We start from the raw sequence: 17999 nt of genomic DNA, 5'->3' as shown, positions 1-17999 counted from the left end.
GAAACAATTGATTGCATCCCTTGTTAAAAAGAAACTATACCTGACTTTCTCTTATGCGGGCCCTGATTTCGGCCAGGGATTGATCGACCAGCAATTTTCCATCCCTGAAAACTTCTTTGAGTTCGCCTTTTCTTTCTTCCTCCCAGGTGCATTGGTCTTTTAGCTGATATTCGCCGTCTGCATCTTTAAAAATCTGCAACAAACCTTTGGCCGATTTTTTGGTACCATCATCGGTAACGGGGTCTTTAAAAATCTCTCGGCCTTCGCCATTTACTTCTCCATAAGTTGCTTTCATGGCAAAACCAAAGGTATCGCGCGTGTTGTACTGATAAGTAAAAGAACCAATCCCCAATACCACATTGGTAGAAGAAAAACCTTTTGCTTTTAACCTTTCGCAAATCTGGCTGGCTCTTTCTAAATTAATGCTATCGCCATAGATGGCACCAATTTGTGGAACAAGTTCTTTAAAACCTTTGGCATTTACTGTTCCGCCAAAAACGTCCCAAAGCAGCTCAATTACGCCTTTCCGCTCGTTTTCATCTTTCCCATTCGGGTTGCCGCAGATAATGTCAACCGGATCGCCAGAATCGGGACGAATTACCACTTTTCCTTCGCGGTTAACGATTTCATTTTTTAGCTGAGGCAGGTATTCTGTTAAAACCTTCCATAAATCCCAGGTATCGGAAACAATAGAAACAATCCCTTTTGGATAACCCTCCAGAATCAGCCTTTTGAAGGTTTCGAGTTCGCCGGTATTTGTGCCCATGCACATTCCCGAATGTTCGGTTGCAGCAACTGAACCGCCGATCAGTTCCTCATCCGAATTGCCGTTGTAATATTCTTCCAGAAAATCAATGGCCGGGATAGTGTCAGTTCCGGTAAAACTCAATAAATGACCAGCTGCCGAAGTAACCGCAGCTTCTATGCCACCCATACCGCGCATAGAGAAATCGTGTCCCTGCCAGTTTACAAATTCGGGCACTGACGAAGTTTCGGCTGCAGCCCTGTCCAAAATGCCACGGTACTGAAGCGCCAGCGTTGCAGAATTACAAGGCAACCAAATCACTGCCGACAGCAATGTTTCGAAATAATTAGTCAGCCAAAAAAAATCAGGCAGCGTATTGTACATGGTAAACATCGGAATACGCAAGGGCACTTTCGATCCCTCCGGCAAAGATTTAAATACCATCGGAATATAACCCAGATCGTGTAAAGCACCAATATGGGCAGTACCTACCAGGTTATCGCCCAGGTAATTGTTAATTCGGCGGGCATATTTTTTTAAAACCTCTTCTTTAGGCTGACTGAAAAAGTTTTTATCAAATTCTTCGATAATATATTTTTTGATAAAGTACTGTAAGCCAAACAAAACCACATGATTGATTTCTTCGTATCGGCTTTTTCTTGGTGTCCAGTTAGAGTAGACTAATATGGTGTGTTCAGGATATTGTCGTCTGTGGTCAACTTTATAACCATCTGTTAATAATAATGGGTTCATGGTTCTATCTTTTAAAAATCGTAAACTGTTGTATTAATATCTTTCGTCAAAATTGTTTCTTTAATAATTGGCTCAATTATTCCCCATTCTCCTCCTGCTAAACCACATCCTATTCTTGGCATGTGCACTGAGGCATTAATGTCACTTGCAAAATCTGCAACCTTTCTTAAGCCTTCTTCAACGGCATCATATCTTATGGGAGCATTGCCATTCTCATCTTTATTTATTTTATGCTGACCAATTAAATTGGCTATCCATAAATCTTGTTCCACCTGTACAAACTGAACTTCACCGAGATTGAAGTTATCTTTCGATCGATACCAGGTTCTATAACTATTTTCTGGAGCCTTCCATCTTTTTGAAATTGCTAATACGAATCCCTTTCCCCATCCGCCAATATTGTTACATATATGAACGATTATCTTATTTCCGTTATCTGAGGGATTTGTTGCGTCACCTTTCTTATATTCAATATTTTTCATCTCTAATTTCTTCCTTTTTCGTTTGGATACAGGCTTTGTAAAGTATCACTCTGCCAAAATTGTTTCGTTTCGATATCCAAACAGGTTAATTTTCCTGTAAATGCGGCACCGGTATCGATATTCCAAACATTACAACCGTTCATTGGAACATCTACATTATAATAGAGCGTTGGGGTATGGCCTATATAAATCTCGTTAAAAAGTAAAAGCCGCTTAGGATATAAGGCAGAGTCTTTCTTAATCCGATTATCCATCGTGAGCGCAACTTCCCATAAGGTCCTGTCCCACGAATAATTGGAAACATAACGCTCTTTAGCCGGCCCATGCATAGACGAAAACCCGGCATGGATGAACAGTTTATTTTGCTCATCTACGCGATAATCTTCCATCTGCTCAAAAAAAGCAAGGTGTTTTTTCTGCTCATCAGCATCAATGCCGGCATAACTTTCTATCGTTTCTTTACCACCATGCTGATACCAGATTTCATCTACAACACCAGTCCTTAACCAATCTTCACACCACACATCATGATTTCCCCTGATAAAAACACAATCCTGCGCATCTTTCAGTTGCAAAAGATAGTGGATTACCTGTGCCGATTCGCTTCAGCCATCTACAAAATCGCCTAAAAAAATGAGCCTGTCCTGCTTAGTTACAGAAGCCCTTTCCAACAACTGTATCAGGGCTTTTAAACCTCCGTGGATATCGCCTATTACCAGTGTTCTTTTCATATTTTAAAATGTTATGTATTCAGCAGGCACAAGATCTGTAAGCCACACCTTGTTTTCTGATAAATAAAATTTGTACCCTGCCCGGTACATGGCCCCACTATCAATGGTTAGTATAACCGGTTTTCCTCTCCTACCCCCTACTTTGGTTGCAGTTTCCTTATCAGGGCTTAAATGTACATGCTGCCTGCTCATTTTTTGCAGGCCCAGTGCTTTAATGTTTGACAAGAACTTTTCAACTGTACCATGATACAGGTATGCTAAGGGTTCGGTTTCATTTAAATTTAACTCAACCGAAATGGAATGCCCCTGGTTTGCCCTGATTTTCGTTTTATCTGCATTAAAGGCAAATCTTTTTTTATCGTTATTTTCAACAATGTATTCCAGCTGTTCGATATCTATCCTTCTATCATAAAGGTCGAATTTGGCAATTAGCTCATCCACATCTGCCCAGCCATTTTCATCGAGCTTTAAGCCTATTGTTTCAGGCGAATGCCTCAAAATATAACTTAGTAGCTTGCTAATGCCTTTTGTTATTTTATTGTCCTTACTGATCATAATACTATTCTTTAATTTTCTCTAGATAGAGCTGGTAATTCTCATCGTCGAAACACACGAAAATTACTTTTTCTATCTTTTCCTTTTCAGCAAAATTATTTACCGATGCAATGGCAATTTCTGCTGCTTTATCTTTTGGGAAATGATAAATCCCCGTGCTGATGTTTGGGAAAGCAATAACTTTAATCCCATTTTCTACTGCAAGGGTTAAACTGTTGTGATAGCAATTGGCGAGCAAAATATTCTTTTTTTCACTTTCTCCGTTCCAAACCGGCCCAACGGTATGGATAACATATTTTGCCGGTAAATTGCCTGCCGTTGTGATCACAGCCTCTCCGGTTTTACATCCACCCTGGTTATTCCTGATGACTATACAAGCTTCTAAAATTGCTTTACCGCCTTTTCTGTGGATGGCACCGTCTACTCCACCTCCACCTAGCAATGAACTATTTGCGGCATTAACAATTGCGTCGGCTTTAATGGTTGTTATATCGGCTTTGATGACTTCTAAAATCATTTTTTAAATTTTTCTAATTTGTTATTCAATACCAGGTTTTCTGCTTTTGCGGATCTAGCTGTGAAATAAACATTTACAATATCTATTTTACCAGCGATGTTATTGTTAAAATTATTTAACTCCTCGGCAGGGATCCAAAGTTCATTATGTATTGCCCCACCAACGTTTTGAACTTCGTACTGTTTCAAGTAGTCCTCATTAACTTCAAATGCAGTTACAATGCCAATAAAACCGGAAAATTCATCATTGGTATTCCATTCAAATGCAATTTGCTCAGCATACTGTTGGTTCATTACTGGATAAAAAATCGGTTGCCATACTAATCTCGGAGGAAAGACTTTAAAGCCACTGTTAGCAATAAGCTCCATTTCTTTTAACCCAACCGGCCTGAACAATGTTGTTGTTTTCATAATTTATATATAGAGTCATCTTCATACTGATCCGACAGCTACCATCTTTAGGCTTTAAATTTCTTTTTTTAATATCTCATCTCTTACTTCCATCAAGGCAAAACCCAATAGATTTAAACCTTTCCAGTTTTTGGGAATTAAAGCATTGGCATTATCCTCCGCTAATCCAATTCCCCAAATTGCATCAACCGGGCTGGCTTCGACCAGAATTTTACTTTTGGTCTGCAAGAGGAACGACTTCAAAGCTTCATTTTGAGAAAACTTAAGCAGGTTGGCCTGTTTTACAATATCAAACTTATGCACATCCCAAATATCTGCATCAAAATTTTGGATCTGCCTACCCAAATCCTTTACATCTTTCGGAGACTCTTTTGTTAATATTTTTTCAAAAACCTGCTGATCATTAAACAATAAAGCTTTTTTCGCCATCATATAATGCTCTGCTGTTTGATAAGTGATATGATTTTCAATAAATGGAGCTGGCCACCATTGGCTCATACAGGTTTTAACAACCGATCCGTCTTTGCTTCTTTGGTGTCCCCAAAAAAACAGGAATTCATCGTATTCATTTAGATCTGAAATGTTATATTTTTGCTTTTCCATAAACACAGTATTCATTTTTGAACAGAGTCTTTCGATCTCAATTTTCTTCACAATGGCATTAAGCCATCTTTCGGGAATTGATTCAAGCCCATAAATCAAACCTGCTAAACCACCAGTAATTGCAGCTGTTGTATCGGTATCATCGCCAAGATTAACCGCTTTCAGAACAGCATCCTCATAAGATCCTGTAGTTTGGATACACCACAAGCTTGCTTCGAGACTATGCAACACATAACCGGAAGAATAAATCTCATTTTCAGGAACTGTTGAGATGTCATCTACCAAAAGTCTTTTAAACAGCTTAATTTCTTTTGCATCGAAATCATTGTTAGCGATAAAGTTTTTAAGCTTGTATTGCATATTCAGGTATGCTTCGCTTTTATTAATGCCTTTTAATAATTCCTGGCCATAAACAATATAGATAAAACAGGCAAAAACAGAACGGAAATGTGCGTGGGTAATCGATGAAACTTCTTTTACTCGTTGAAAAATAACTTTCAAATCGCTTTCCTTCTCTAAATAAAACAGTAAAGGCAAAATCCTCATTAAAGATCCGTTCCCATTGTCCATTTCTGATGCCCCACCACATAAAACGGGGTCAGCTCCATGGTCTATCAGCTTAATAGCAGCAGTTGTTGCAATACCTATATCGAAAACTCTTCCGTGCGGCGTCCAAATTTGAGCATTGAACCATTGAAGGAATTTCTGCGAAATATCATCCAAGTTGTAACCATTGCAAAGACTTTCAGTTAAACAAAGAGTAAGCGAGCTATCATCACTCCAAGTGCCCATCGGCTGATGATGAACGCCATACTCCAGCATATCTGTTACCGGAAACTTTTTTAGGAAATCCCTACTCTTAAATTCGACCGGCACTCCTAAAGCATCACCGACCACCAATCCGAATATTGCACTATGGATAGCTGTAGTTTTCATCCTTTTTGTGTTTATTTAATATCAGTTAATTTTCTAAGCCTCGCAATTACTGCAGTACCCAACTCATCAAATGTTTTGTATTGATCGATACCTTTTCTTTTACAAACAATATCAACATTGCCTTTTTTCCAAAACCCGTCTTCACAACAAACCATTAATTTACCAGAATCGGCAAATAAGCCTAACTCCATAATCGAAATGGGAGATTTGGAATTAGCATCCAGGAATAACAAAATCACATCTACCTTTTCCATCGCATCCAGTTCCCAGTTAACCTGCTCGTTAAATTGGGCATTTTCGATCGACTGCGTCCAGCTATGATCCCAGGATGCCCTGCGCGGATTGAAAACAATTACATTATCCAACATTTTCTCCACATTTGCCCGATCGATAAATTTCTGTTGCCAATTCTCAGCATTCCCCATATCAATGGTACCGGCAAGGAATAACGAAACATCAGATGCAGAAATAACCTTCGGTGGATTAATGGTTTTCATCTTTCTTTATAAAATATCTGCTAATTTTAGCTGTATTACACCGGTATGGTCAATTTCTTTGATAGAATCGGTGGTAAAAATCTGATCAAAATGTTTGCTTAGTTCGCTAAAGCCTTTACTAAAAATACCGTGGCTAATGGCCAGGTATAAATGGCCGGCATTTTTATTTTTAAGTTCTTCGGCAAGGCCTATAAAGGTTCCACCGCCATCGCATATATCATCTACGATTAAACAATCTGCCCCTTTTAAATCGTCGGCATAAACTTTAAATCCCGATAATTTGCCGGTTTTAACATCCCTGCTTTTCGAGCACTCTACCACCTCTCCACCACCCAGAAATTCAGAAACTTTATAAATTTTCTTCAAGGCACCGCCATCAGGAGAAATCAGTTTTACCGCTTCTCCAATTTGTGCAACAACTTTTTGAATAAAAACGTGATTTGGAATTACCGTGCAGTTATTTAACAAAGCTGGTGTAACCTCCGAATGCGGATCGAAAACAGTTACGTTATCAAGACCAAGTGCATTAATGATATCGGCATAAACTTTAACCGTTAAAGGCTCGCCCGGTATCATTACCCGGTCTTGCCTTGCAGCCGGAAAATAAGGAACAAACAACTTAATCGCCTTAACCCCCATTCGCTTTAATGCATCAACAGTGGTACAGATTAAACCCAGATCGTTGAAAGAATTAATGCGGTGTGTAAGCTGCACAGCCGATACGGGATCGAAACTGCCACTTATTTTAATGTGCGGTTCGCCACCGGCAAATACGAAAGTTTGAAACTGAACAGCATTTTCTGTGCCTAGCGGGCTGAAATTTTTATCTAAGTTGATCATATATTTGCGTATTAATTACACAAATATAAAAACACTTTTCGATAGTCAAAATATTATTTGCGTTATTTTTACGCAAACTTTATTTCAAACTGAAAATCTTCTTGCAACAACTGGTCGTATTTGGCTTTATCGAACTTAAATAACTTACCCGGCCGACCACTGGAGCTAGTTTTAACCATCCTATCCGTTTCGGTAATGATACCAAAACTTAGTATTTTTTTTCTGAAATTTCTCCTGTCAATATCGCGTTCAAGAATTGAGCAATACAAATTTTCGAGATCGGAGAAAAGGAATTCGTCATCTAACAGATCGAAACCTATAGGCTGATAGGTTAATTTGGCTTTTAATCTTTTGTGCGCCAGTTTTACCATTTCATTATGGTCGTAGCCCAGTACCGGAACCTCATCAACCGGAAACCAACGGGCATCTTTTGCGTCGGTATCGGCTTTAAGCATAAAATTTTGTGGATTAACCAGGGCAAAATAGGCGACTGAGATTACCCGTCCGCGGGAATCGCGATTTACCTCATCGCCAAATGTACTCAGTTGCTCTAAATAATTTACCCTGATACCTGCCTCTTCCTGCAACTCTCGTTTAACTGCATCAATTAGTGATTCATCATCTTTGATAAAACCGCCGGGCAAAACCCACCTATCTTTAAACACCCCGTATTTTTGTTGAACGGCCAAAACGTAAAGCACGTTTTTTTCGTAGCCAAAAACAATGGCATCGACAGCGATTTTAATATTCTGATTGATCATAAAGATTTGTGTAAAAGAAACACAAATCTAAAAAAGATATCGGTTAAGCAGAAATGATGGATTATTTAATAAGCAAAGCCAGGAAATTCGATATTTACAATCTTCCAGCTTCCGTTTTGAAGTGCAAAGTACAGTTTAAACGGACCGCTGATAATTTTCGATTCATTTTTTAATACCGCCCTGAAACCAGCAACTCCCTCAACAAAGCCCATCCCTTTTTCTACGCCCATCAGTTCGAAATTTACATCGATGATATCGTACCTCCCGCCAACGTATTCATCTGACCGACCGAAAATTCCTTTCAACCGGGCAACAATCACATCTTTGCCAATCACTTTATTTCCCGGAAGAATAAAGAAATTGCTAAGTTCTGCAGTGATGGTTTTAGATTGCTTAAACCACGAGTTGATAAAACGAATTGCGCTGTTTACCAAATCGGCCTGGTGGTTGAAGGTTGGATTTTCTTGCATGGTGCAAAATAAAGCTTTCTTATCGATACTTTTTCATGGCAGCCCAAAGTTTTTCGTCCATTCCGTAAACATCCGGGCGATATTCTACCCTATCGTTCTGCACCCAGGCTGTTATATAGGTAATGATTAAAGGTACCGGATCTTTAGGCGCAAACCAGGCTGGTTTCAACTGAAAGGTTTTAAGTGTATCGGCTTTTTGGGCCATGCGTTTTTTGTACCATTTTACATGCGTACTATCAATTGGAGGCAAATCTACTTCGGCCCTCAGCTTATCGTAGGTGTAACTATCTTTCACCAACAATTCGGCAAACTCTAAAGGTTTTTCAATCCGCACACAACCATGGCTAATGGCACGGTTGGTTAAATTGAATCCATTCTTATTATTGGTATCGTGCAGGTAAATGCTCGAGCTGTTATCAAAAATAAATTTGAACTTGCCAAGGGCGTTTCCACCACCCGAACCCTGCTTAAATTTAAAAGGCAATTTATCTCTCGAATAGCGGTTCCAGTTAATGGTATCTGGCTCTCCGATCAGCTTATCTTTGTAGTAAACTTTAATATTACTGTTCGATAAATAAAAAGGATCCTTTCGGGCCATCCAGTAGATTTCACTTTGGGCAATACTTACCGGAATATTCCATATCGGGTTGGCTTGAATAGAATTGATTTTACTAAACAATAATGGCGTTTCGTGGTTCTTCGGTTTATCGTCTAAATTGCCCGATTTTGCAAAGGCTTTTAGCTTATCTTCGTAACCGTTTTCGCGCTTACCGCCAACACAAACTTTCATCGAAATTACGGTATCCAGGTTATCCAGCCAGGTTAATCTAAAGTCGGGAATATTTACCTGTACATAGTTATTTCCGGTGGCTGGCATTTGCCATCTAAAGCGCTCCATATTCAGCAATAAAATCCGCTTTTCTGCATCAGAATTTGCACTCAAATATGCAGACTGCAAAGCCTTATATTGCGGTGATTTTGGCTGCGCTGATTTCAGGTTATCAACCAGATTTTTTGCATCTAAAAGTTGCAGCATTCCGGCACTATCAGGCCGCCCCACTTTGATGTAATAACGCGAGAAAATATTACGTGGATTTACCACACCATATTTCAAATAATTGGTATAATTTAAATAAGCATTAGCCGATAAAAGTTCGAGTTTTGCAATTACCGGATAGCTCTCCTCCACTTTCTTAAATTTATTAGCGGTTAACAGCTCCAATAAGTCAGTTATCTCATCGCCTTTAAATATTTTGGGATTGAAACCATGCACCTCACTTTCATTTAAATAAGACACCAGCGAATCGAGCTCTCCATCAATATAAAAGCGGGCAACCAGCTTAGGTTCGTTAAAGTTATGGTTATAAAATGCCTTAATGGTTTTCGGATTTATGAATTTGCCCGAAAGACTATCCATTGTTTTAACAAAAATGCTGTCGTAAGCTACAGTATCAAAATCTTTGTACATTTTGTTCTTAAAATGCTCAGACAATACTTTTCCAATCTCAGGTGGGCTTTTAAACCATCCGCAAGCAGAAATGAACAGCACAAAGGGCAAAACCAGAAAGCGAAACTTTTTCAATTTGTTAAAAATTTAATACAAAATAAGTGTTGTTGGCAATAAAAACAGCATAATGGCAAATTAAGTGCCATTATTTTTTGTTTTACCATTTCAAACACTATATTTGCCATCGCTAATCAGCTAAAGCATTGATATTGGCAGAAATAAATTTATGAACTTAACTTTGAACCATCACTTACATTTGCACCATCGCCGATAGGCGATGATATATGTTTGTTTTGTACTTCAAAACGTTTTTTCCGTAAAATAATTTCTTGTCCACTCTATATTCAATACTTTGAAAACACTTAAAATTGCTATCCAGAAATCGGGTAGGTTAAACGAAAAATCTGTAGAAATCCTTAAAAACTGTGGTTTAGCATTCGAAAACTACAAAAGTTCACTCATTTCAACAGTTACCAATTTCCCTTTAGAAATTCTTTTCCTTCGCGATGATGATATTCCGGAATACGTACAGGATGGTATTGCCGATCTGGGTATCGTTGGCGAAAACGTAATTGTAGAAACCAAGGCCGAAGTTGACTATCTTCAGAAACTCGGTTTTGGAAAATGCACTCTAAAAATTGCTGTTCAGGCCACCAGTACCATTCAAAATTTAGAAGAGCTAAATGGTAAAGCTGTAGCTACTTCTTACCCGGTAATTCTCGAAAAATTCTTAACGGAAAAAGGCATTAAATCGGATATCAGAACAATCTCAGGCTCTGTAGAAATTGGTCCGGGTTTAGGCTTAAGTGATGCGATCTTTGATATCGTTTCTACCGGCGGAACATTAAAGAGCAACGGATTAAAACCATTTGCAGATGTGATGCAATCGGAGGCTGTTTTAATCGGAAATAAATCCATATCCGACAATCCGGAAGTGGCAGAATTACTGCAAAGGATCCGCTCGGTACTCAGTGCAAAATCGAACAAATATGTTGTACTGAATGTATCAAAAGACAACCTTCAAAAAGTAGTCGATTTACTTCCAGGTGTTAAAAGTCCAACGGTAGTTCCACTCTTCGAACCGAATTGGGTAGCCGTACATTCGGTAATTGCAGAAGCCGATTTCTGGGATAAAATAAACAACTTAAAAGCCGCTGGCGCAGAAGGTATTTTAGTAATGCCAATTGAGAAAATAATCAAATAAAATCGTTTAAATTCATATTAACTATTAGTTAATTTTAAAATATAAAACATTGAAAATCTACAATTATAAGGATTTATCTAAATCAAAAATTGAAGAACTTTGTTCAAGACAGATTGAAGACGATAAACTGGTTGAAAGCCGCGTTACCGACATCATAAAATCGGTAAAAGAGAATGGAGATAATGCCCTTTTTAATTTTGCAAAAACCTTTGATAAAGTTGAACTGGAAAAACTTTTTCTGGATGCGGCAGAATTAAAAACCATCGCAGCTACCATTCCGGCCGAAGCAAAAAAAGCTATCGATGTAGCCTACCAGAACATCAAAAACTTTCACGAGTCGCAACTAAAAACGGAGGAGAAAGTAGAGACTATGCCTGGTGTAGTTTGCTGGCGCGAAGCAAGGGCAATTGAAAAGGTTGGACTTTATATTCCGGGTGGAACTGCAGTTTTACCGAGCACCTTTTTAATGCTGGCTACACCAGCACTTCTTGCGGGCTGTAAAGAAATAATTGTATGCTCGCCACCGCAGCAGGATGGCAAAACAAATTGCTATCTGGCCTATTGCGCGGTGCTGCTTGGTATCGAAAAAATATTCATGATTGGTGGTGCACAAGCCGTAGCTGCAATGGCTTTCGGCACCGAAACAGTGCCACAGGTGTACAAGATATTTGGTCCGGGTAATCGCTACGTAACCACGGCGAAAACCATGGTACAAAACAAAGTGGCTATCGATATGCCCGCTGGTCCATCGGAAGTACTGGTAGTAGCCGATGAGACTGCCATTCCGTCATTTGTTGCCGCTGATCTGCTTGCGCAAGCTGAACATGGAACTGATAGTCAGGCCATACTGGTTTCTACTTCAAATAAAATCATAGCCAAAACACTTAAAGAAGTTGAAAAACAGCTTGCTACCCTACCCAGAAAGGAAATAGCTGCTAAAGCAATTGATAATTCTTATGCTGTTTTAGCTGATGATATCGAGCTTGCCATGCAGTTTTCAAACGAATATGCGCCCGAACACCTGATATTGGCAACTGAGCAGTACCAAAAGCTTATTCCGTTGATTACCAATGCAGGATCGGTATTTTTAGGAAACCTCACACCCGAAAGTGCAGGCGATTATGCCTCGGGTACGAACCATACTTTACCAACCAGCGGCTTTGCTAAAGCATATTCAGGCGTTTCTGTTGATGCTTTTATTAAGAAAATTACTTTTCAGCACCTGTCAACCGAAGGTTTAAACAACATTGGTACAACTGTTGAAACACTCGCTGCAGCCGAGGGATTGGAGGCGCATAAGAATGCGGTGAGTATCAGATTGGGTTTTGAGTCGGGAGTCAGAAGTCCGGAGTCAGAAGATAAATCAGGATAAAACAAAAACGAAAATAAGATTAAATCATTCAATAAATTCTGTAGAAAGTATAACGTAGAAAGCTTTAGGCGAATCGCCAATCCCTTTTACCTTTTACCTTTTACCTTTTACCTCAAATAATGGACATTAACGATTTAGTACGAGAAAATATAAAAAACCTTCGCCCCTACTCTACTGCAAGGGACGAATTTAAAGGCCAGGCATCGATTTTTTTAGATGCCAACGAGAACAGTTATGGCTCGCCTTTACCAGCCAATTACAACCGTTATCCGGATCCGTTGCAACTGGATTTAAAAGATGCAATAAGCAAAATAAAAGGCGTTCCCATTGAGAATACTTTTTTAGGAAACGGCAGCGACGAAGCCATCGATTTATTGTTTCGTGCCTTCTGTAATCCAGGTAAAGACAACGTAATTATTTTGCCGCCAACTTACGGTATGTACGAAGTTTCGGCGAATATAAATGATGTAGAAATCCGCAAAGTTAGTCTGCTTCCGAACTTCCAGTTAGACATGGAAAAGATTGCAGAAACGATTGATAAAAACACGAAATTAATTTTCATTTGTTCGCCAAATAATCCGACCGGAAATTCGATAAACCGCGAAGATATCGAAACGATTTTAGCCAACTTTAATGGCATCGTTGTGGTAGATGAAGCCTACATCAATTACGCCCGTCAAAAAACATTTATACAAGAGTTAACCGAGTACGGAAACCTGGTAATTTTACAAACTTTTTCGAAAGCCTGGGGACTTGCTGCTTTGCGTTTAGGCATGGCATTTTCATCAACAAAAGTGATCGATGTTTTAAACAAAATTAAGCCACCTTATAACATCAATCAGGCCACGCAGGATTTAGCTTTTGAAGCGCTAAAAAACATCTCACAAGTTAACGAATGGATTAAAGAATCTGTTGCCGAAAGACAGCGTTTATCTATCGCTTTAAACGAACTCGAAATCGTAACCAAAGTTTATCCTTCTGATGCAAATTTTGTATTGGCAGAAGTAACCGATGCACTTAAAATTTATGATGATCTGGTAGAGGAAGGAATCATTGTGCGCGACCGTTCAAAAGTGACACTTTGCGAAGGTTGTTTACGCATTACCGTGGGCAGAAAAGAAGAGAATGACAAACTGTTAACCGTATTAAAAAATTTATAATGAAGAAAGTATTATTTATCGATCGCGACGGCACACTGAACATTGAACCGGATGATGAACAGGTAGACAGTTTTGCCAAGCTAAAATTTTATCCGCGCTCGTTATATTATCTGTCGAAAATTGCCAGCGAAATGGATTACGAACTGGTAATGGTAACCAATCAGGATGGACTGGGCACTCCCTCAAATCCGGAAGAAAATTTCTGGCCGATCCATAATTTCATGTTAGATACTTTCGCAGGAGAAGGTGTTAATTTCAGTGAGATTGTGATTGACCGTACTTTTGCAAAAGATAATGCCCCTACCCGCAAACCTGGCACCGCCTTGCTTACTAAATATTTGAATGGCGATTACGATTTAAAAAACTCTTATGTAATTGGCGACCGCTTAAATGATGTGGTGCTGGCGAAAAATTTAGGTGCTAAAGCAATTTTCCTCCGCCAGAATGATGCACTTGGTTCTACCGAAGCGTTGGACAAACATGAAACGCTTTTAGATATTATCATTTTAGAAACGAAAAAATGGGAAGATATCTATAATCTCTTGAAAGCAGGAAGCAGAAAAATTAGCCAGATCCGCAAAACCAACGAAACCGACATCACCATTAACCTTGATTTAGACGGTACCGGAAAAGCAAAAATTGAAACCGGATTGAACTTTTTCGACCACATGCTTGATCAGATTGCCAGACACGGAAGCGTGGATTTGGAGGTAATTACCAAAGGCGATTTGCATATTGACGAGCACCACACCATCGAAGATACCGGAATTGCTTTAGGTGAAGCTTTTGCCAAAGGATTAGGCAATAAATTAGGAATTGAACGTTATGGTTTTTGCTTACCGATGGATGATTGCCTGGCACAGGTGGCTATCGATTTTGGTGGCAGAAACTGGATTGTTTGGGATGCCGAGTTTAAACGCGAAAAAGTGGGTGATATGCCAACTGAAATGTTTTATCATTTCTTTAAGTCGTTTAGCGATGCCGCAAAATGTAACCTGAATATCAAAGCCGAAGGTGACAACGAGCACCACAAAATTGAAGCGATTTTTAAAGCATTTGCCAAAGCCATTAAAATGGCGGTAAAACGCGATGCCGAGAAAATGGTATTGCCAAGCACAAAAGGGCTGCTGTAAGCAAAGTAGAAAGCAGAAAGGTTTAAGGCGGAGGGTTTTGAAACTCATTCGTTGTTAAATAAACCCGATAGAGCGGAATAGCCCGTAGCGTAGCGAGGACTATAAGCGATAGCGGGACTGCAGAACCTATAAAAAACTGGCATTCATTTTCAAACCTTTAAAAAAGAGTCTGAATTATTAAATTATGATTGGAATAGTAAATTACGGAGCAGGTAACATCTTCTCTCTTACCGCAGCTTTAGATCGCCTAAACCTGCAATATGGCATGGTTGATACAGAAGCTGACCTGGAAAAATATAGCCACATCATCATCCCGGGTGTAGGCCATGCAGGTGCTGCTATGGAAAAACTGAAAGGTACGGGCCTGGTTGAAGCGATTAAAAAGCTCAGCAAACCGGTGCTGGGCATTTGCGTAGGCATGCAGCTCATTACCGAACATTCGGAAGAAGGCGATGCTGCACTCTTAGACATTGTACCTGTAAAAACCAAAAAATTTGATAAAGCACTGAATATCAAAATCCCACACATGGGATGGAATGCGGTGAGCCCCCAAAACAATTCGCTATTTGAAGGTGTTGAAGATAATACACAATTTTACTTTGTGCATTCGTACTTTATTGAATATAACCCTACTTTTGACATTGCATCTGCTGATTATGGTTTAAAGTTTTCGGCAGCAGTACAAAAAGATAATTTTTACGGTGTTCAGTTCCACCCGGAGAAATCTGGAAAAGCCGGTGAATTAATATTAAAGAATTTTTCAAACTTAAGCTTATAAAATGTATATAATACCTGCTATTGATATTTTAGACGGAAAGGTTGTTCGTTTGCGTGAAGGTGATTACAACCAAAAAACGGAATACGATGTTTCCATTGCCGAGATGATCGAAAAATACCGTTCTAACGGTACAGATTTCATCCACATTATCGATTTGAATGGTGCAAAAGGCGATTTCAGCAACCAGAAGTCACTTTTCGAGATCATTAAGAAAACAGAAATGAGGGTGCAGTATGGCGGCGGTATCCGTACCATTGAACAGGTTACCAACTTGCTTGATGCTGGTATTCACCGGGTAATTGTCGGTACTCAGGCCATTACCAATCCTGATTTCCTTCCTTCGTTAAGCGAGGCTTTCGCCAAAAAAGACGATTACGCCAACCGTATTGTTATTGCAATCGATGTGCTGGATGAAGTGATCAAATACTCGGGCTGGATGGAAAGCTCGCCGATTAAACTGATGGATTATGTGGATAAATGCCTTTCGCTGGGTTTCTTCCGTTTCCTGTGTACCGATATCAGCAAAGATGGAAAATTAGGTGGCGCAGCCATCGATTTATATGAAAAACTACTGGAACACTCGCCAATGATTAAATTGATTGCTTCTGGTGGTGTAAGTTCAATGGATGATATTTACGAATTGGCTAAATACCCAATCAGGAGCGTAGTGGTTGGAAAAGCGATTTACGAAAACCGCATCACCATCGAAGAGATTAAAGAGTGGAATTTGAAGGCTTTGAGCTCGATTTAATTGCATAAATATTTATGTCATCCTCATAAACTAAGGATCTCCAGCAATGAAAGGTAAAACAATATTTTATTCAGGAATAGCTTTAGTTGCAGTGAGTATTATCATGGCAATTTGGGGAATCCATATGTTTACCTATCGTGGCGATTTCAATAATATAATGAGCATCACAGGTCAATATTCTTTTATTCTTTGCGGCCCGTTTTTTCTTATTGGACTTGCACTTTTAATCGTTGGATACGTAAAAATTTAATTTAATAATATCCGTCATTGCGAGGCACGAAGCAATCCTACAACAATCGCTATGTTATCCTGCCTCGCAATGACGAAAACCAAAACAAATGCTAAGTAAAAGAATAATACCCTGTCTTGACGTTAAAGATGGCCGCACGGTAAAGGGTGTAAACTTTGTTGATTTACGCGATGCGGGAGATCCGGTTGAACTGGCTGCCCAATACGCACAACAAGGGGCCGACGAACTGGTTTTCCTCGATATTACCGCTACACACGAGCGTCGCAAAACGATGATCGAAATGGTTAAATCGGTTGCCAGACAATTAAACATTCCTTTTACCATTGGTGGAGGAATTACGGAAATTGCCGATGCTGAAGCCTTGTTAAACGCTGGTGCCGATAAAATCAGCATCAATTCGGCAGCTGTTCGCAATCCTAAACTGATTGAAGAACTGGCTAAAACTTTCGGGGTACAATTCGTGGTTTTAGCGGTCGATACCAAACATGTTGACGGTAAAAACATGGTACATTTAAATGGTGGCAGGTTAATTACCGAACTGGAAACAGAAAACTGGATTAAACAAGCAGAAGATTTAGGTGCTGGCGAAATCCTGTTAACCTCAATGGACCACGACGGGACTAAAGCGGGTTTTGATTGCGGATTGCTAAGTAAGGTAAATCAAATAATTAACATTCCGATTATCGCTTCGGGCGGTGCCGGTAACATGGATCATTTTACCAAAGTTTTCCAAAAAGCAAACGTAGATGCCGCATTGGCCGCCTCGGTATTTCACTACGGAGAAATTTTGATCCCCGATTTAAAACAGGAATTAAGAAGAAATCAGATTCCGGTAAGAATATAAATTAGTCCGGAGTCAGCAGTCCATAGTCATGAGTCTGTTCTTCCGAAATAAAGAAATAAAATGACAATCGATACCAATTCCCTTGATTGGGATAAAACTGCAGGTTTATTGCCTGTAATTATTCAGAATTACAAAACCTTAGAGGTTTTAATGCTGGGCTATATGAACGCAGAGGCTTTGGAGAAAACCCAGGCCGAAGGCAAAGTAACCTTCTTTTCACGCTCAAAAAACCGCCTCTGGACGAAAGGAGAAACCAGCAATAACTTTTTGTACGTAAAAGAACTTTTTGTTGATTGCGATAATGATACCATCTTGATTAAGGCAAATGCAGTAGGCCCTACCTGCCATACCGGTAGCCGCAGTTGTTTTAAAACAGATTTCAACCAGAATTTTATTTTTGAGCTGGAAAATATCATCAACGACAGGTACGAAAATCCTGTAGAAGGTTCGTACATCAACAAAATGCGCAGTAAGGGTTTGAATAAAATTGCGCAGAAAGTTGGCGAAGAAGGTGTTGAAACCGTAATTGCAGCACTTGCTGAAAGTGAAGAAGAACTTATTGGCGAAGCATCAGACCTGCTTTTCCATCTGATGTTCTTGCTAAAAGAAAAAGGCTTATCAATTCAGGATATTGCTAAGAATTTAGAGAAAAGACATAAGTAAGCGTAAAGGTAAAAGCTGAAAGGAGAAAGCCTTAGTT

At 39.4% G+C, this 17999-nt stretch carries 22 protein-coding genes; 9 read left to right on the top strand and 13 right to left on the bottom strand.

Going from position 1 to position 17999, the window contains the following annotated elements:
• Positions 1-34 precede the first annotated feature (34 nt).
• The 13 genes from HWV58_RS19900 to HWV58_RS19840 form a co-directional block, all read right to left on the bottom strand.
• Positions 35-1498 carry a nicotinate phosphoribosyltransferase gene (locus tag HWV58_RS19900; RefSeq protein ID WP_175635767.1) on the bottom strand — a complete coding sequence of 488 codons (1464 nt, stop codon included), beginning with the start codon at positions 1496-1498 and terminating at the stop codon, positions 35-37.
• Positions 1499-1509: 11 nt separating this feature from the next.
• The gene (locus HWV58_RS19895; protein WP_175635766.1) at positions 1510-1980 is read right to left on the bottom strand and encodes a macro domain-containing protein; all 471 of its coding nucleotides are present in this window, start codon (positions 1978-1980) and stop codon (positions 1510-1512) included.
• Positions 1981-1982: 2 nt separating this feature from the next.
• Complete coding sequence (locus tag HWV58_RS19890) at positions 1983-2555, bottom strand: metallophosphoesterase family protein (RefSeq protein WP_217707034.1); 573 nt, start codon at positions 2553-2555, stop codon at positions 1983-1985.
• 30 nt (positions 2556-2585) lie between these two features.
• The gene (locus HWV58_RS24320) at positions 2586-2711 is read right to left on the bottom strand and encodes a metallophosphoesterase (protein ID WP_217707033.1); all 126 of its coding nucleotides are present in this window, start codon (positions 2709-2711) and stop codon (positions 2586-2588) included.
• 3 nt (positions 2712-2714) lie between these two features.
• On the bottom strand, positions 2715-3266 hold the full coding sequence (locus tag HWV58_RS19885) for an RNA 2'-phosphotransferase (protein ID WP_175635765.1): 552 nt from the start codon (positions 3264-3266) through the stop codon (positions 2715-2717).
• 4 nt (positions 3267-3270) lie between these two features.
• Positions 3271-3783, bottom strand: coding sequence for an O-acetyl-ADP-ribose deacetylase (locus HWV58_RS19880; protein ID WP_175635764.1), 513 nt, complete (start codon positions 3781-3783; stop codon positions 3271-3273).
• A complete protein-coding gene (locus HWV58_RS19875) occupies positions 3780-4193 on the bottom strand; it encodes an ADP-ribosylation/crystallin J1 (RefSeq protein WP_175635763.1) in 414 nt (137 codons plus the stop codon). Before HWV58_RS19875 ends, HWV58_RS19880 begins: the two co-directional genes overlap by 4 nt.
• 54 nt (positions 4194-4247) lie before the next feature.
• Positions 4248-5732 (bottom strand): ADP-ribosylglycohydrolase family protein, encoded by a 1485-nt coding sequence (locus HWV58_RS24455; RefSeq protein ID WP_235972774.1) that lies wholly within the window; start codon positions 5730-5732, stop codon positions 4248-4250.
• An 11-nt stretch (positions 5733-5743) separates the two neighbouring features.
• Positions 5744-6229: a nucleoside 2-deoxyribosyltransferase domain-containing protein gene (locus tag HWV58_RS19860; RefSeq protein ID WP_175635762.1), complete on the bottom strand. Its 486-nt coding sequence runs from the start codon at positions 6227-6229 to the stop codon at positions 5744-5746.
• A gap of 6 nt (positions 6230-6235) precedes the next feature.
• The gene (gene prs / locus HWV58_RS19855; protein WP_175635761.1) at positions 6236-7069 is read right to left on the bottom strand and encodes a ribose-phosphate diphosphokinase; all 834 of its coding nucleotides are present in this window, start codon (positions 7067-7069) and stop codon (positions 6236-6238) included.
• 68 nt (positions 7070-7137) lie between these two features.
• Positions 7138-7830 carry an NUDIX hydrolase gene (locus HWV58_RS19850; RefSeq protein WP_175635760.1) on the bottom strand — a complete coding sequence of 231 codons (693 nt, stop codon included), beginning with the start codon at positions 7828-7830 and terminating at the stop codon, positions 7138-7140.
• Between the two features lie 65 nt (positions 7831-7895).
• On the bottom strand, positions 7896-8300 hold the full coding sequence (locus tag HWV58_RS19845; RefSeq protein ID WP_175635759.1) for a hypothetical protein: 405 nt from the start codon (positions 8298-8300) through the stop codon (positions 7896-7898).
• Between the two features lie 19 nt (positions 8301-8319).
• On the bottom strand, positions 8320-9882 hold the full coding sequence (locus HWV58_RS19840) for a L,D-transpeptidase family protein (protein WP_175635758.1): 1563 nt from the start codon (positions 9880-9882) through the stop codon (positions 8320-8322).
• Between the two features lie 277 nt (positions 9883-10159).
• Here HWV58_RS19840 and hisG point away from each other — a divergent pair, with 277 nt between their 5' ends.
• From hisG to hisIE, 9 genes are all read left to right on the top strand, one after another.
• On the top strand, positions 10160-11011 hold the full coding sequence (gene hisG, locus HWV58_RS19835; protein ID WP_175635757.1) for an ATP phosphoribosyltransferase: 852 nt from the start codon (positions 10160-10162) through the stop codon (positions 11009-11011).
• A 49-nt stretch (positions 11012-11060) separates the two neighbouring features.
• Entirely contained in the window at positions 11061-12383 is a 1323-nt protein-coding gene (gene hisD / locus HWV58_RS19830) for a histidinol dehydrogenase (RefSeq protein WP_175635756.1), read from the top strand.
• A gap of 119 nt (positions 12384-12502) precedes the next feature.
• Complete coding sequence (gene hisC / locus HWV58_RS19825) at positions 12503-13543, top strand: histidinol-phosphate transaminase (protein ID WP_175635755.1); 1041 nt, start codon at positions 12503-12505, stop codon at positions 13541-13543.
• Positions 13543-14676, top strand: coding sequence for a bifunctional histidinol-phosphatase/imidazoleglycerol-phosphate dehydratase HisB (hisB, locus tag HWV58_RS19820; protein WP_175635754.1), 1134 nt, complete (start codon positions 13543-13545; stop codon positions 14674-14676). The genes hisC and hisB overlap by 1 nt, the downstream gene beginning before the upstream one ends.
• 184 nt (positions 14677-14860) lie before the next feature.
• Positions 14861-15454 carry an imidazole glycerol phosphate synthase subunit HisH gene (gene hisH, locus HWV58_RS19815; RefSeq protein WP_175635753.1) on the top strand — a complete coding sequence of 198 codons (594 nt, stop codon included), beginning with the start codon at positions 14861-14863 and terminating at the stop codon, positions 15452-15454.
• 1 nt (position 15455) lies between these two features.
• The gene (gene hisA, locus HWV58_RS19810) at positions 15456-16205 is read left to right on the top strand and encodes a 1-(5-phosphoribosyl)-5-[(5-phosphoribosylamino)methylideneamino]imidazole-4-carboxamide isomerase (RefSeq protein ID WP_124562288.1); all 750 of its coding nucleotides are present in this window, start codon (positions 15456-15458) and stop codon (positions 16203-16205) included.
• Between the two features lie 46 nt (positions 16206-16251).
• On the top strand, positions 16252-16455 hold the full coding sequence (locus HWV58_RS19805) for a hypothetical protein (RefSeq protein ID WP_175635752.1): 204 nt from the start codon (positions 16252-16254) through the stop codon (positions 16453-16455).
• Positions 16456-16543: 88 nt separating this feature from the next.
• The gene (gene hisF, locus HWV58_RS19800) at positions 16544-17299 is read left to right on the top strand and encodes an imidazole glycerol phosphate synthase subunit HisF (RefSeq protein WP_175635751.1); all 756 of its coding nucleotides are present in this window, start codon (positions 16544-16546) and stop codon (positions 17297-17299) included.
• 60 nt (positions 17300-17359) lie between these two features.
• A complete protein-coding gene (gene hisIE, locus HWV58_RS19795; RefSeq protein ID WP_175635750.1) occupies positions 17360-17962 on the top strand; it encodes a bifunctional phosphoribosyl-AMP cyclohydrolase/phosphoribosyl-ATP diphosphatase HisIE in 603 nt (200 codons plus the stop codon).
• Positions 17963-17999: the final 37 nt, after the last annotated feature.

It is taken from the genome of Pedobacter ghigonis (assembly GCF_903166585.1).
Classification (GTDB): Bacteria; Bacteroidota; Bacteroidia; order Sphingobacteriales; family Sphingobacteriaceae; genus Pedobacter; species Pedobacter ghigonis.
This window is presented reverse-complemented; position numbering and strand designations above follow the sequence as displayed.